Here is a 14,499-nt window from a genome sequence, read left to right on the forward strand (position 1 = left end):
CGGGGGAAGGCAGTGGGGTCAGGCGGCGGGCTCCTGCTCGCGCTCGACCTGCTCGTTCCACTCGCGCTTGACCGCGCGCCAGGCGTCGTCGTCCTGGCCGAGCCGCCAGTAGCCCGAGACGGAGAGCCGCTCGCGCGCGATCCCGCGGTCCATGCGCAGGTGGCGGCGGAGGTCCTTCACGAAACCCGCCTCGCCGTGGACGAAGGCGTGGACGTCGCCCGCGGGGAAGTCGAGGCCGCGCACGGCGGCGATCAGGGTCTCGCCCACCGGGTTGCCGCCGCGGTGCAGCCAGGTCACCGCCATCCCGTCGGGCGCGGCGATCCTCTGCTCCTCCTCGGGGCCCGCCACCTCGACGAAGGCGTGCACGACGGCGCCCTCCGGCATCCGCTCCAGAGCGGCGGCGATCGCCGGAAGCGCGCTCTCGTCCCCCACCAGCAGGTGCCAGTCGGCCGCCGGGTCCGGCGCGTAGCCACCACCGGGACCGAGGAAACGCACCGCCTCCCCGGGCCGCACCCGCGCCGCCCACGGCCCGGCCAGGCCCTCGTCGCCGTGCACCACGAAGTCGACGGTCAGCTCGCGCTGCACGGCGTCCCAGGCGCGCACCGTGTACGTCCGGGTGACAGGCCACTGCGCGGCCGGGAACTCCTCCCGGATGCGGGCCATGTCGAACGGCTCCGGGTACGTCACACCCGCCGCGGGGAACAGCACCTTGATGTAGTGGTCGGTGAACTCGTCGGCCGCGAAGCCGGCCAGCCCGTCGCCGCCCAGGACGACGCGCACCATGTGCGGCGTGATCCGCTCGGTGCGCACCACCCGCGCCTCGCGGGCCTGCGGTGTCCTACGGACCGGTCGTTCCACCACGGCGCTCTCCCTGACTTTCGATGCTTAGGCTTACCTAAGTTAACACCCTGGCGAGCTAGCGAGGGAGGGCACCGAGCAGCCGCTGCAACGAGCCGCCCAGTCCCCACCGCGCCGCCAGCTCGTCGAGCGTCGCCGGATCCCGCGGCTCGGACGGCAGTGCCGGGTCGAAGTCCGGCAGCGGTACGTCGGTGGCGACGCGCACCACCTTCGGCGCCACGGCGATGTAGTCCCGCGCCTCGTCCAGCCGCTTGCGCTGCGAGGGCGTCAGCTTCGACGCCGGGTCGTCGACGGCGGCCATGATCCCGGCCAGGTCGCCGTACGCGTCGAGGAGTTTGGCGGCCGTCTTCTCGCCGATCCCGGGAACGCCCGGCAGCCCGTCGCTCGGGTCGCCGCGCAGGAGCGCCAGATCGACGTATCCGGGGCCGTTCACGGCGTACTTCCCGCGGAGCCACGCCTCGTCGGTGACCTGGAGCGAACCGACGCCCTTGAGCGGGTACAGCACCCGCACCCCACGGGCGTCGTCGACCAGCTGGTACAGGTCGCGGTCGCCGGTGACGACGTCGACGGGCCCGGCGGCGAGGCCCGCGAGCGTCCCGATCACGTCGTCGGCCTCGTACGGGTCGACGCCCACCCGGGCGATGCCGACCGCGTCGAGCACGTCCTCGATGACCGGCACCTGGGGCGCGAGCGTGTCCGGGGTCTCCTCCGCGTCGGGTCCGGCGGCGGATTCCTGTGCGACGCGGTGCGCCTTGTAGGAGGGGATCAGCTCGACCCGCCAGTGCGGCCGCCAGTCGGCGTCCATGCAGGCGACGAGGTCGTCGGGCCGGTGGTCCTGGACCAGCCGTGCGACGAAGTCGAGCAGGCCGCGTACGGCGTTGACCGGCGTACCGTCCGGGGCGCGGACGGAATCCGGGACTCCGAAGTAGGCGCGGTAGTAGAGGGAAGCGGTGTCGAGGAGCATCAGGCGTCGCGTCACACCCCGATCATGCCGTACGCCGCGAAAGCGGCCGGAAGGTGAACTGGATCACTCTTGTGTTTGTCCTATGCGGATAGGGGCAGGTGCCGCCTCGGAGCAGACCCCATTTCGGATTCAACTTCTTGATGGGTGAAACGGACCGAATCCGTACTGCTCCACGGCTCGCCTGCCGGGGGTGTGGTGAGCCGTTTTCGGTTCAACGCGTGAGGTGTATGTGTCCAGGCTGCAAGCCGATCACTTGTACAAAGTGTTCGGCACACGACCCGAAGAGGCGGTACGCAAGCTCGAAGGCGGGGCCGGCCGTGACGAGCTGCGCGCCGACGGGACGACGGCCGCCGTGATCGACGCCTCGTTCACCGTCGAACCTGGACAGATCTTCGTGGTCATGGGACTTTCCGGATCCGGCAAGTCCACGCTGCTGCGGATGCTCAACGGCCTGCTGGAGCCGACGGCGGGCAAGGTCCTCTTCGACGGCCAGGACCTCACCGCACTGAGCCCCGCCGCCCTGCGCGCGGTGCGCTCCTCGAAGATCAGCATGGTGTTCCAGCACTTCGCGCTCTTCCCGCACCGGAGTGTTCTCGAGAACGCCGGATACGGCCTCGAAGTACAGGGCGTCCCGCGCGCCGAGCGCGAGAAGCGCGCCACCGAGGCCCTGGAGCTCGCCGGCCTGAAGGGCTGGGAGAAGTCCTGGCCCGACGAGCTGTCCGGCGGCATGCAGCAGCGCGTCGGCCTGGCCCGCGCGCTCGCCACCGACGCCGACCTCCTGCTGATGGACGAGTCGTTCAGCGCCCTCGACCCGCTGATCCGCCGCGACATGCAGGACCAGCTCCTCGAACTCCAGAAGCGGCTGAAGAAGACCATCGTCTTCATCACCCACGACCTCAACGAAGCCATGCGCCTCGGCGACCGCATCGCCGTCATGCGCGACGGACGCATAGTCCAGCTGGGCACCGCCGAGGACATCCTCGTCACCCCGGCCAACGACTACGTCGCCTCCTTCACCCAGGACGTGGACCGCTCCCGGGTGCTCACCGCGGGCGCCGTCATGGACGCCCCCGAGACCGTCTTCGGTACGGAGACGGACGACGGCCGGCAGCTGCGCGACGCGCAGGACGTGCTGGACGCCGCCCCCGCGGCCGTCTCCGAGGACACTCCGGTCATCGAGCTCTTCACCCCCTGCTCCACCAGCGGTGCGCCCGTCGCCGTGACCGGCACCGACGGGAAGCTCGTCGGCGTCGTACCGCCCGCCCGGCTGCTCGCGGTGCTCGGTGAGCCCATGACGTCGGCGGAAACCCCCTGGGACACAGCGCCCGGCGACCCCACGAGCAAGGTGGTCACCGGTGCCTAGGATCCCCATGGGCGAGTGGGTCAACAGCGCCGTCGACTGGCTCCAGACCCACCTCTCCCCGGTCTTCGACGCGGCCAGCACCGTCATCAGCGGCATGCAGGACGGCATCTACTCCGTCCTCGCCGCCCCCGAACCGCTGCTGCTCGCCGGCGTCCTCGCCGTCGTCGCGTGCTGGCTGCGCGGCCTGACCGCCGGCGTCCTCGCCTTCGCCGGCTTCGCGCTGATCGACTCGATCGAGATGTGGGACGACGCCATGTCGACCCTGTCGCTCGTGCTCGTCGCGACCATCATCACGCTCGTGATCGCCGTTCCCCTGGGCATCTGGTCCGCGCGCTCCAAGACGGTCAGCACCGTGACGCGTCCCGTCATGGACTTCATGCAGACCATGCCGGCGATGGTCTACCTGATCCCCGGCGTGCTCTTCTTCGGCGTCGGCGCGGTCCCCGGCATCATCGCGACGATCATCTTCGCGCTGCCCCCGGGCGTCCGTATGACCGAGCTCGGCATCCGCCAGGTCGACGGCGAGCTCGTCGAGGCCGCCGAGGCGTTCGGCACGAGCCCGCGCAACACCCTGCTGCGCGTGCAGCTCCCGCTCGCGCTGCCGACGATCATGGCCGGCGTCAACCAGGTCATCATGCTGGGCCTGTCCATGGTGGTCATCGCCGGCATGGTCGGCGCGGGCGGCCTGGGCGGCGCGGTCTACCGCGCGCTCGGCAACATCGACGTCGGTCTCGGCTTCGAGGCCGGTCTGTCCATCGTCGTCCTGGCCATGTACCTCGACCGGATGACCGGCGCCCTGGGCCACCAGGTCTCCCCGCTCGGCCGCCGTGCGCTCGCCAAGGCCATGGCCGTGAAGGGCGGGCTGAAGATCTGGAACTACCGCCCGCAGCCGGTCGTCGCGATCACCGGTGTCGTCGTCCTCGCCCTCGTCGCGGGCGGCCTGAGCATGTTCGGCGGGACCACGTCCGCCACCGCCGACGACGACCCCATGAACGTCGGCAAGGGCAAGAAGATCTCCATGGGCTACATCCCGTGGGACGAGGGCATCGCCTCCACCTTCCTCTGGAAGGAACTGCTGGAGCGGCGCGGCTACGAGGTCGACGCCAAGCAGTACGAGGCGGGCTCGCTCTACACCGGCCAGTCCACCGGCCAGATCGACATCCAGACCGACGCCTGGCTGCCGGTCACCCACGAGAAGTACTGGGCGAAGTACCAGGACAAGCTGGAGGACATGGGCTCCTGGTACGGCCCGACCTCTCTTGAGCTGTCCGTCCCCTCGTACATGAAGGGCGTCGACTCCCTCGAAGACCTCAAGGGCCGGTCGGAGAAGTTCAAGGGCCGCATCATCGGCATCGAGCCCAGCGCCGGAATGATGGGCCTCCTCAAGGACAAGGTCCTGGGGGAGTACGGCCTGGAGGACGAGTACGAGGTCGTCGACGGCTCCACGCCCGGCATGCTCGCCGAGCTGAAGCGCGCGTACGCCAAGAAGGAACCCGTCGTCACGACCCTGTGGTCCCCGCACTGGGCGTACAGCACCTACGACCTGAAGAAGCTCAAGGATCCGAAGGGGGCCTGGGGCAAGGGTGACGGCGTGCACACGCTGACCCGCAAGGGCTTCTCCGACGAGAACCCGGCCGTCGGCAAGTGGCTCAAGAACTTCAAGATGACCGAGAAGCAGCTCACGGACCTCGAAGCGAAGATCCAGGCGGGCGGCAAGGGCAAGGAGCAGGACGCCGTCCGCGCCTGGCTCGGGGAGAACCCGGGCCTCGCCGACAAGTGGGCGCCCGTCGCCAAGACCTCCAAGGCCGCCAACGGCAAGGACGAGCGCGACCGCGCGATCGAGATGGCCTGGTTCCCGTGGGAGGAGGACATCGCCGCCACGTACCTGTGGAAGGAAGTCCTCGAGGAGCGCGGCTACACGGTCAACCTCAAGCAGTTCGAGGTCGGCCCGATGTACGCCGCGATGGCCCGCGGCCAGGTCGACGTGCAGCTCGACGGCTGGCTGCCGTACACGCAGAAGAACTACTGGGACAAGTACGGCGACAAGCTGACCGACATCGGTTCCTGGTACAGGCCGACGTCGATCGAGGTCGCGGTCCCCTCGTACGTCAAGGACGTCAGGACCCTTGAGGACCTCAAGGGCAGGGGCGAGAAGTTCAAGGGCCGCATCATCGGCATCGAGCCGGGCACGGCGACGATGGAGAACCTCAAGGAGAACGTCCTCCCCGGCTACGGCCTGGACGAGGAGTACGAGGTCGTCGACGGCTCCACGCCCGGCATGCTCGCCGAGCTGAAGCGCGCGTACGCCGAGAAGGAGCCCGTCGCGGTCCTCCTGTGGACCCCGCACTGGGCGTACAGCGAGTACCCGATGACCAGGCTGAAGGACTCGAAGAAGCTCTTCGGCGAGGGCGACCGGCTGCACATCGTCGGCAGCGCGGACTTCCCGGCGAACTACCCGCGGCTGACCGAGTGGTTCACGGACTTCAAGCTGACCGAGAAGCAGCTCGGCGGCCTGGAGAACGAGATCCGGAAGCGCGGCACGGGACATGAGGAAGAAGCCGTGAAGGCCTGGATGAAGGAGAACCCGGGCATCGCGCAGAAGATGGCGCCGACCGCGGGCTGATCCGCGGCAGCCATATCATCGAGGGGTGGGCATCGCCTTGTGGCGAAGCCCACCCCTTGGTGCTGTCCTGGACAGAGAGCCTTGTCTGACGTATGTACGAAACCGGCGAGTGAAGCTGCGTAGGCTGCACTCAGTGTCGACAGCCACGAGACAGGGAGGGAGCCGGAGCGATGGACGACAAGGAAACTCTTCGGGTCGGTACGGCCGTCCGGAGGCGTCGCAAGTCGCTGGCCCTCACCCTGGCCACGGTCGCGGCCCGCAGCGGACTCTCGGTGCCGTTCCTGAGCCAGATCGAGAACGAGCGTGCCAGACCCAGCACCCGCTCCCTCGAGCGGGTGGCCGAGGCGCTGGAGACCACGGCGGCAGAGCTGACGGCCGCCGCCGACCTGGGGCGTACGGTCGATGTCGTACGGGCCGGGGAGGACGACGGTGGCGGCGCGGGCGTGCGGTGCGTGGTGCGCGGCAGGCACCAGCTGCGCGCCACCGAGTACACCGGGGAGCAGGACACCGGGCGCGAGTTCCAGCACCACGGCGACGAGCTGATGTACATCGCGGAGGGCGCCGCCGAGGTGGAGGCGGAAGGCCGGGCGTACCGGCTGGAGCGCGGTGACACGCTGTTCCTGTCCGGTGGCGTACCGCACCGGTGGCGGGCGACCGAGCCGGGCACCCGGATCCTCGTCGTCGCGGCGGCCGGCACCGTCGGGCACGAGGGCGACGGCCCCGACGGCCGGCCCGGCCACGACGGCTGACGGAGGCGGCACCCCATGCGCGTCGTCTCCCTCGTGCCGTCCCTCACGGAAGCCGTGGCCGTCAGCGCGCCCGGCCTGCTCGTCGGGGCGACCGACTGGTGCAGCCACCCGGCGGACCTCGACGTCGTACGGATCGGCGGCACCAAGAACCCGGACGTCGACGCGATCCTGCGGTTGCGTCCCGACGTGGTCGTCGCCAACGAGGAGGAGAACCGCGAGCCCGACCTCGCCGCCCTGCGGCAGGCCGGGACCACCGTCATGGTCACCGTGGTCCGGGACCTGCCCGGGGCCTTCGCCGAGCTGGAACGCGTGCTGGCCGACGGCTGCGGGCTGAGTGCCCGCCCCGCCTGGCTCGACGCGGCGCAGGAGGCATGGGACGCGGTCCGGCCCGGGACCCCGCGCCTGAAGGCGGTCGTGCCCGTCTGGCGCAGGCCGTGGATGGTCCTCGGCCGCGACACCTTCGCCGGGGACCTGCTGGCCCGGCTCGGCGTCGACCACCTCCACGCCGGCCACCCCGAGCGCTATCCGCGCGTCCCCCTCGGCGAACTGCGCGCGGCCGGGGCAGACGTGGTCGTCCTGCCGGACGAGCCCTACCGCTTCACGGCCGACGACGGGCCCGAGGCGTTTCCCGGGCTGCCCGCCGCGCTCGTCAGCGGGCGTCATCTCACGTGGTACGGGCCGTCGTTGGCCGAGGCGCCCCGGGTGCTGCGAGCAGCGCTCCGCTGACCAGGCCGCGCAGCGTACGGAATCCGGCCACCGCCCAGGCGACGACGAGTGCCGCGTACAGGCCGGCCGCCAGCCAGCCGAGGGCGTCGAGCCCGGTGTGGCGGGCGAGCCCGGCGGCGCCCGTCACGCAGGTACCGACGGGGAAGGTGAACGCCCACCACGTCATGGTGAACGGCATGCCGCCGCGGGCCGCCCTGACCACCATCGCCGCGGCCAGCGCCAGCCACAGCAGGGCGAAGCCCATGACGGGCACGCCGTAGAGCACGGCGAAGGCGCCGAGCGCGCGTGCGTACGGCGCTCCGATCGCGTCCGGGGCCACGTCCGCGAGCGAGTCGACCGCCGTGGTGGACTGGCCGAGCGGCCCGAGGACGAGGAACAGCGTCGGCGTCAGCGCGAGCGGCAGCGGGCCGTGGTGGAGGAGGCGGGCGAGGACCAGCGGCAGCATCAGCAGTGTGGCGAGCAGGCTGAGCCCGAACATCGCGTAGCAGGCGAGCAGCATCGCCTCCCGCCACTGGCCCTCGGGCAGATGCGGCACCAGCTGCGGGCCGAGCGCCGCCGAGACCATCGGCGCCACCACCGGCAGCAGCCACACGGGGGAGGCGCTGCCGGGCTCGACCCGGTGGCGTACGACCATCAGGTACGGGACCGCGACCGCGGCCGCCAGACCGACGGCCGTCCCCACGCACCACAGCGTCGCTCCGGCGGACAGGGCGGCTCCGGCGCCGACGACGTCCCCGCCGACCGTCACGGTGGCGCCGCCGACCGCGAGCAGCGCCATGGACAGGCAGCCGTAGAAGGGAGCGACGGCGGGGTCGAGGAGATGCGCCTCCGCCTGGTCGCGGTGGTACGCCCAGTGACCGGCGCGCGCGGCGAGCAGCGTACCGAGCAGCACCGCGGACAGCCCCCAGGCGAGGGCGCAGGCCGCGCGCAGACCGGGGACGGAGAGGGGGAGGGCGGCGCCGGCGTTGGCGACGACGGCAGTGCCCATCACCGTGGCGTACCAGTGGGGGCCGAGGTGGCGCAGCGCGGGCAGGCGCGGGGCGGCGAGGAGGGGGCGCGGCTGCGCACAGGTGGCCATACGCCCACCCTGACCGTAGGGAACGGCCCCCACCAGGGACGACAATCCTATGAGGCCATAAGCTGAGGTTATGAGCGTTCACGCCCCCGCCCCCGGCGACAGACCACCGCTCGCCCACCGGGTGCCCGATCTCGGGGCCATGGAGCTGCTGCTCGCCGTCGCCCGGCTCGGCAGCCTGGGGCGCGCGGCGCGGGAGCTCGGTATCAGCCAGCCCGCCGCGAGCAGCCGTATCCGTTCCATGGAACGGCAGCTCGGGGTCGCCCTCGTCGACCGCTCGCCGCGCGGCTCGCGCCTCACCGAAGCGGGCACGCTCGTCACCGACTGGGCGCGCCGGGTCGTGGAGGCGGCCGAGGCCTTCGACGCGGGGGCGCAGGCGCTGCGCGGCCGACGCGACTCGCGGCTACGGGTGGCGGCCAGCATGACGATCGCCGAGTACCTGCTGCCGGGCTGGCTGATCGCGCTGCGCGGACAGCGCCCCGGCACGGCGGTCTCGCTGCTCGCCGGCAACTCCGCCGCCGTCGCGCAGCGGCTGCTCACCGGCGAGGCCGACCTGGGCTTCGTGGAGGGCCTGGCGGTACCGGACGGGCTCGACGGCGTCGTCATCGGCCACGACCGGCTCATCGTGGTCACGGCCCCGGCCCACCCCTGGGCGCGCAGGCGCCGTGCGGTGGGCGCGCGGGAACTGGCCGAGGCCCCCCTCATCCTGCGCGAGCAGGGCTCCGGCACCCGGCAGGTCCTGGACGCGGCGCTCGCCGGGTACGGCGGCCTCGCCGTACCCCTCCTCGAACTCGCCTCCACCACGGCGGTGAAGGCGGCGGCCGTCAGCGGCGCGGGCCCCAGCGTGCTCAGTGAGCTGGCCGTGGGTGAGGAGCTGGCCTCCCGCCGCCTCGTCGAGGTCCCGGTCGAGGGCGTCCCGATGCGCCGCGATCTGCGCGCGGTCTGGCCGACGGGCCCCCGGCCCACGGGACCCGCGAGGGACCTGCTGGCGCTGGCGCGCCCCGCTCCGGGCAAGGGCTGACTGTTTGTCACGGCTGTGAGCGGATACCCGAAAGCCATGACTGAACAGGACAAGAACGCGAAGACCAGGACGACCACAGCCCGTACGGCCAACGGTGCCACCGGAAAGGCCGCGGACACCGCCGGTTCCGCCAAGGCCGCCGCCACCGGCGCCGCCGGCAAGGCGGCGGACGCCGCGGGCACCGCGAAGGCGGGCGCGGGCGACGTCACGGGAAAGGCCGCCCAGGTGGCCGGTTCCGCGAAGGTGGCCGGCGTCAAGGGAGTCGAAGTGAGCCGCCAGGCTCTGGAGTCCACGGCCGGCAAGGTCGCGTCGACCGCGTCCACCGCGTGGGTGCTGCTCAACGCGCGCAAGGCCGTCATCGCGGGTGCCGGCGCGGGTGCGGTGGCCATCGGGGCCGCCTCGTTCGTGGCGGGCCGCAAGGCCGAACAGCGCACTCTGGGCCCGATCAGCCGTATGCTGGCCGGCCGCATCTGACCCCGGCCGGGGAACTCGTCCACAGGGCGGGGCCATTCGGGCCGCCGGGCCGGGAGGAACACCGGGCAACGGCCCCGAAGGCCCCGCTCTCGGCGCCCGTTTCGTGCGCGCGCCCCGCGAGGGCCCGTCGCCGCCGTCAGGCCCGGAGCTGTGGCTCGCGGAGCGACGACGGCCGGCCGGCGGCGGCCGCCACCAGTGCCTCCATCACCCGGAGGTCGTCGCCCATCTCCGGATGCCACTGGACGCCGAGCACCCACGCCCCGCCGGGCAGTTCGACGGCCTCCGGCGTCCCGTCGGCGGCGTACGCCGACACGACCAGGCCGTCGCCGAGCCGGTCGACCGCCTGGTGGTGGTACGTCGGCACGCCGCTCTCCTCCGGTACGACCGACGCGTAGCGCGTGCCGGGCACCGGCTTCACCGCGTGCTCGCCGAGGACTCCGGGCCCCGCGGTGTGGCCGTCCAGGTGCTGGACGAGCGTGCCGCCGAGTGCGACGTTCAGCAGCTGCATGCCCCGGCAGATGCCGAGCAGCGGCGTACCGGACGTCAGAGCGGCCTCGATCAGGGCGATTTCCCACGCGTCCCGCTCCCGGGCCGGCGGCCCGGTGCGAGGGTCCGGCTCGGCCCCGTACCGTACGGGCTCGACATCGGCGCCGCCCGCGACGACCAGGCCGTCGAGGCGGGCCACCACACCGGCGGCGTACGACGGCGAGTCGGGCGGCACCATCGCCGCGAGGCCGCCCGTCGCCTGCACGAGGCGCGGATAGGCGGCCGGGAGCAGCGCGGCGGGCATGTCCCAGACACCCCACCGGGCGGGCTGCAGGTAGGTGCTGATGCCGATGAGCGGCTTGGACACAGATCCTCCGGTCGGTCGTGCTCGGGGTCGGTCGTGCTCAGGAACGGTCGCGCTCGAGTTCGGCCTCGGCCTCGGCGAGCGCGGCGAACTCCTCCTCGGGAGCCGCGGCGACCAGCCGGTGCCGACTGTAGAACGCGAAGTAGGCGAGAGCGACGGCGTACACCCCCAGCGCGATGAACGCCGCGTCCTTGTCCACCAGGAACGTCGCCACCAGCGCGGACAGCGCCAGTACGAAGGCCACGGACGAGGTGAGGACGCCGCCCGGCGTGCGGTAGGGGCGGTGGAGCCCGGGCTCGCGGCGGCGCAGCACGATGTGGGAGAGCGCCATCAGCGCGTACGAGATGGTGGCGCCGAAGACCGCGATGTTCAGCATCCGGGCGCCGTCACCGGTCCCCGCCGCCAGCGCGAAGCCGATCGCGCCGGGGATGAGCAGCCCGAGGTACGGGGCCTTGCGACGGCTCGTCAGCGACAGGAAACGGGGCAGGTAACCGGCGCGCGAGAGCGCGAAGAGCTGGCGCGACCCGGCGTAGATGAGCGAGAAGAAGGACGCGACGAGCCCGGCCAGGCCCGCGTAGTTGACGAAGCGGCTGAGCGGCGTCGGGCCGCCGTCGCCCTGGAGCGCCACGACCAGCGGATTGCCCGCGTCCTGGACGGCGGCCGAGCCGCGCGCGCCGGTGGCGGCGAAGAAGGTGACCAGGGCGAGGAGCGCGAGGACGGCCATGGAGGTGGCCAGGGCGCGCGGCATGGAGCGCACGGGGTCCTTGGCCTCCTCGGCGGCCAGCGGCACCCCCTCGACGCCGAGGAAGAACCACATGCCGAAGGGGAAGGCGGCCCAGATGCCCAGCAGCCCGAACGGCAGCCAGGAGTTCGCGCCGAACGCGTCCTCGTCGATCGGGATGTCGTTGAGCCCGTCCGCACCGAACTCGGTGAACGCGCCGACCGCGAAGATCAGCAGCGCCGCCACCGCTATGGCCGTCACCACCAGGCTGAAGCGCAGCGCCTCGCCGACGCCCCACAGGTGGATGCCGATGAAGACGGCGAAGCAGGCCAGGTAGACCGGCCAGCCCGCGGTGAGCCCGAAGAGGCCCAGCGACTCGACGTAGTCGCCGATGAAGATGGAGATCGCGGCGGGCGCCAGGACGTACTCGATGAGGATCGCGGTGCCGGTCAGGAAGCCGCCCCAGGTGCCGAGCGCGCGCCGGGCGAAGCCGTAACCGCCGCCCGCCGTGGGCAGGATGGCGGACAGCTCGGCGAGTGCGAAGACCAGGCAGGCGTACATCACACCCATCAGCAGGGTGGCGATCGCGAGCCCGCCGAAGCCGCCCTCGGACAGGCCGATGTTCCAGCCGGAGAAATCGCCGGAGACGACGTACGCGACGCCGAGTCCGGTGAGCAGCAGCCAGCCGGCGCTGCCGCGGCGCAGCGTCCGCCGTTGCAGATAGCCGGCGTCGGCGGACGGGGGCGCGGGCGTGGGCGGTGGGGTGCGCGAGTCGGTGCTGTCGGCCATGAGCCGCTCCTGCCTCGGGTCAATGGTGGGATGCCATACCTTTGTGGTGCGGCCGGTCCCGGCGCAAGACCTGTGCGTAAAGCCGGTGTTACGGATCTTCCGCCTCCGGCGTCACATGAGGAAGCCGCGCAGCAGGGCGGCCGTGCCCGAGCAGTGCTCGCGCATCACCTCGCGGGCCCCGTCCGCGTCGCCGTCGAGCACCGCCTCGACCAGCGCGGTGTGCTGCTGCTGCGAGTGCTCCAGGTTCCGTACGAGCAGCGGGATGCAGTCGAGCAGACCGTTGACCGCGGCCCGTACGGCGGCGTACTGCGCGGTCAGGGACGGCGACCCGGACAGTTCGGCGAGCGTGAGGTGCAGCAGGGTGTCCCGCCTGCGGTAGTCGGCCAGCGGCGCGTCGTGCGTCGCGGCGAGCGCCGCCCGCAGCCGCCGTGCGCCGTCCTCGGCCAGCCCGTGCGCCGCGCACAGTCCGGCCGCGCCCACCTCCAGCACCTCGCGGAAGCGCAGCGCGTCCTCGACGTCGACCGACTCGACGCGCCGGCGCAGTTCGCCCTCCCCGGACGCGTCCGGGTGCGGCAGCACGAACGTGCCGCCGTACCTGCCCCGCCTGCTCTCGACAAGGCCCTGGTCCTGGAGGACCTTCAGGACCTCGCGCAGGGTGACCCGGCTGATCCGCAGGCGGTCGGCGAGCTCGCGCTCGGCGGGCAGCCGCTCCCCGACGGGCACCAGCCCCAGGCGCAGCACCTGGAGGACCTGCTCCAGCGCCTCCTCGAATCCGTTCCCCGCCCGCACCGGCCGCAGGACGGGCGTCAGGCGGTCCGCCGAACCGATTTCATCCGCCACCTCGCGGTTCCCCCTTCCCAATCAATGGTCTTCGGCAATACCTTATGGCTTCCGGCTGACCGAAGGAGGGAATTTCCGTGGCAGACCGCACACCCCCGCTCTCCCTGGAGGAGCTCCGCGCCCTCGTGGCGAGCGGTGAGATCGACACAGTCGTCCTGGCCTTCCCCGACATGCAGGGGCGTCTCCAGGGCAAGCGGTTCGCCGCCCGGTTCTTCCTCGACGACGTCCTGGACCACGGCACCGAAGGCTGCAACTACCTCCTCGCCGTCGACACCGAGATGAACACCGCCGACGGATACGAGATGGCCTCCTGGGACCGCGGCTACGGCGACTTCGCCATGCACGCCGACCTCTCCACGCTGCGCCGCGTCCCCTGGAACGACGGAACGGCCCTGCTCATCGCCGACCTGGCCTGGAACGACGGTTCACCCGTCGTCGCCGCGCCCCGTCAGATCCTGCGCCGCCAGCTGGAGCGTCTCGCCGACCTCGGCTACACCGCCCACGTCGGCACCGAGCTCGAATTCATCGTCTTCAAGGACAGTTACGAACAGGCCTGGGACCGCGGCTACAAGGACCTCGTGCCCGCGAACCAGTACAACATCGACTACTCGGTCCTCGGCACCGGCCGCGTCGAACCCCTCCTGCGCCGCATCCGCAACGAGATGACCGCGGCGGGCCTGACCGTCGAGTCCGCCAAGGGCGAGTGCAACCCGGGCCAGCACGAGATCGTCTTCAAGTACGACGAAGCCCTCGTCACCTGCGACCAGCACGCCGTCTACAAGACGGGCGCCAAGGAGATCGCCGCCCAGGAGGGCGTCTCGCTCACCTTCATGGCGAAGTACAACGAGCGCGAAGGCAACTCCTGCCACATCCACCTCTCCCTGCAGGACGCCGGGGGCCGCAACGTCATGGCGGACGACGACACCCCCGACGGAATGTCCTCCGTCATGCGGCACTTCCTCGCCGGGCAACTGGCCGCCCTCCGCGACTTCTCGCTCCTCTACGCCCCCAACATCAACTCCTACAAGCGCTTCCAGCCCGGCTCCTTCGCCCCGACCGCCGTGGCATGGGGCCACGACAACCGCACCTGCTCGCTGCGCGTGGTCGGCCACGGCCGCTCGATGCGCTTCGAGAACCGGCTGCCCGGCGGCGACGTCAACCCGCACCTCGCGGTCGCCGGTCTGGTGGCGGCGGGTCTGTACGGCATCGAGCACAAGCTCGAACTCCCCGGCCCCTGTACGGGCAACGCCTACACCGGTGACCACGCACACGTGCCCACGTCGCTGCGCGAGGCCGCCGGGCTGTGGGAGAACAGCCCCATCGCCAGGGCCGCCTTCGGCGACGAAGTCGTCGCGCACTACCGCAACATGGCGCGGGTCGAACTCGAAGCGTTCGACTCCGCGGTGACCGACTGGGAGCTCCGCCGCTCCTTCGAACGCCTGTGAG

13 protein-coding genes are annotated in these 14,499 nt (G+C 71.8%); 7 read left to right on the forward strand and 6 right to left on the reverse strand.

Annotated features, from left to right (window positions below; all coding sequences use genetic code 11):
• Nucleotides 1-18 precede the first annotated feature (18 nt).
• Together BN1555_RS26125 and BN1555_RS26130 are read right to left on the reverse strand one after the other, a co-directional pair.
• A complete protein-coding gene (locus tag BN1555_RS26125) occupies nt 19-861 on the reverse strand; it encodes a siderophore-interacting protein (protein WP_176710135.1) in 843 nt (280 codons plus the stop codon).
• Between the two features lie 55 nt (nt 862-916).
• A complete protein-coding gene (locus BN1555_RS26130) occupies nt 917-1,822 on the reverse strand; it encodes a 5'-3' exonuclease (RefSeq protein WP_093803651.1) in 906 nt (301 codons plus the stop codon).
• A 262-nt stretch (nt 1,823-2,084) separates the two neighbouring features.
• Here BN1555_RS26130 and BN1555_RS26135 point away from each other — a divergent pair, with 262 nt between their 5' ends.
• The 4 genes from BN1555_RS26135 (at nt 2,085) to BN1555_RS26150 (ending at nt 7,283) form a co-directional block, all read left to right on the forward strand.
• The gene (locus BN1555_RS26135; RefSeq protein WP_255306167.1) at nt 2,085-3,185 is read left to right on the forward strand and encodes a quaternary amine ABC transporter ATP-binding protein; all 1,101 of its coding nucleotides are present in this window, start codon (nt 2,085-2,087) and stop codon (nt 3,183-3,185) included.
• Nucleotides 3,178-5,808, forward strand: coding sequence for an ABC transporter permease/substrate binding protein (locus BN1555_RS26140; RefSeq protein WP_093801664.1), 2,631 nt, complete (start codon nt 3,178-3,180; stop codon nt 5,806-5,808). The genes BN1555_RS26135 and BN1555_RS26140 overlap by 8 nt, the downstream gene beginning before the upstream one ends.
• 170 nt (nt 5,809-5,978) lie before the next feature.
• Nucleotides 5,979-6,557: an XRE family transcriptional regulator gene (locus tag BN1555_RS26145; RefSeq protein ID WP_093801665.1), complete on the forward strand. Its 579-nt coding sequence runs from the start codon at nt 5,979-5,981 to the stop codon at nt 6,555-6,557.
• Between the two features lie 15 nt (nt 6,558-6,572).
• Nucleotides 6,573-7,283, forward strand: a complete 711-nt coding sequence (locus tag BN1555_RS26150; RefSeq protein ID WP_093801666.1) for a helical backbone metal receptor — start codon at nt 6,573-6,575, stop codon at nt 7,281-7,283.
• On the opposite strand, the gene BN1555_RS26155 is transcribed toward BN1555_RS26150, so the two are convergent.
• Nucleotides 7,222-8,361 (reverse strand): TDT family transporter, encoded by a 1,140-nt coding sequence (locus BN1555_RS26155; RefSeq protein ID WP_107081101.1) that lies wholly within the window; start codon nt 8,359-8,361, stop codon nt 7,222-7,224. The two genes, BN1555_RS26150 and BN1555_RS26155, sit on opposite strands and share 62 nt — an antisense overlap.
• Before the next feature lie 70 nt (nt 8,362-8,431).
• Between BN1555_RS26155 and BN1555_RS26160 the strand changes: the two genes are divergently transcribed.
• Together BN1555_RS26160 and BN1555_RS26165 are read left to right on the forward strand one after the other, a co-directional pair.
• Complete coding sequence (locus BN1555_RS26160; RefSeq protein ID WP_093801667.1) at nt 8,432-9,379, forward strand: LysR family transcriptional regulator; 948 nt, start codon at nt 8,432-8,434, stop codon at nt 9,377-9,379.
• Between the two features lie 36 nt (nt 9,380-9,415).
• On the forward strand, nt 9,416-9,853 hold the full coding sequence (locus BN1555_RS26165) for a hypothetical protein (RefSeq protein ID WP_093801668.1): 438 nt from the start codon (nt 9,416-9,418) through the stop codon (nt 9,851-9,853).
• Between the two features lie 136 nt (nt 9,854-9,989).
• Here the strand turns inward: BN1555_RS26165 and BN1555_RS26170 are convergent, their stop codons facing one another.
• The 3 genes from BN1555_RS26170 to BN1555_RS26180 all read right to left on the reverse strand — a co-directional run bounded on the left by BN1555_RS26170 (nt 9,990) and on the right by BN1555_RS26180 (nt 13,053).
• Nucleotides 9,990-10,706, reverse strand: coding sequence for a gamma-glutamyl-gamma-aminobutyrate hydrolase family protein (locus tag BN1555_RS26170; RefSeq protein ID WP_093801669.1), 717 nt, complete (start codon nt 10,704-10,706; stop codon nt 9,990-9,992).
• A 37-nt stretch (nt 10,707-10,743) separates the two neighbouring features.
• On the reverse strand, nt 10,744-12,213 hold the full coding sequence (gene eat, locus BN1555_RS26175; RefSeq protein WP_176710136.1) for an ethanolamine permease: 1,470 nt from the start codon (nt 12,211-12,213) through the stop codon (nt 10,744-10,746).
• Nucleotides 12,214-12,324: 111 nt separating this feature from the next.
• Nucleotides 12,325-13,053: a FadR/GntR family transcriptional regulator gene (locus BN1555_RS26180; protein WP_093801670.1), complete on the reverse strand. Its 729-nt coding sequence runs from the start codon at nt 13,051-13,053 to the stop codon at nt 12,325-12,327.
• Between the two features lie 77 nt (nt 13,054-13,130).
• On the opposite strand from BN1555_RS26180, the gene BN1555_RS26185 reads away from it, so the two are divergent.
• Complete coding sequence (locus tag BN1555_RS26185) at nt 13,131-14,498, forward strand: glutamine synthetase family protein (RefSeq protein WP_093801671.1); 1,368 nt, start codon at nt 13,131-13,133, stop codon at nt 14,496-14,498.
• Nucleotide 14,499 lies beyond the last annotated feature (1 nt).

The sequence above is a fragment of the Streptomyces sp. Wb2n-11 genome (assembly GCF_001049855.1).
Classification (GTDB): Bacteria; Actinomycetota; Actinomycetes; order Streptomycetales; family Streptomycetaceae; genus Streptomyces; species Streptomyces altiplanensis.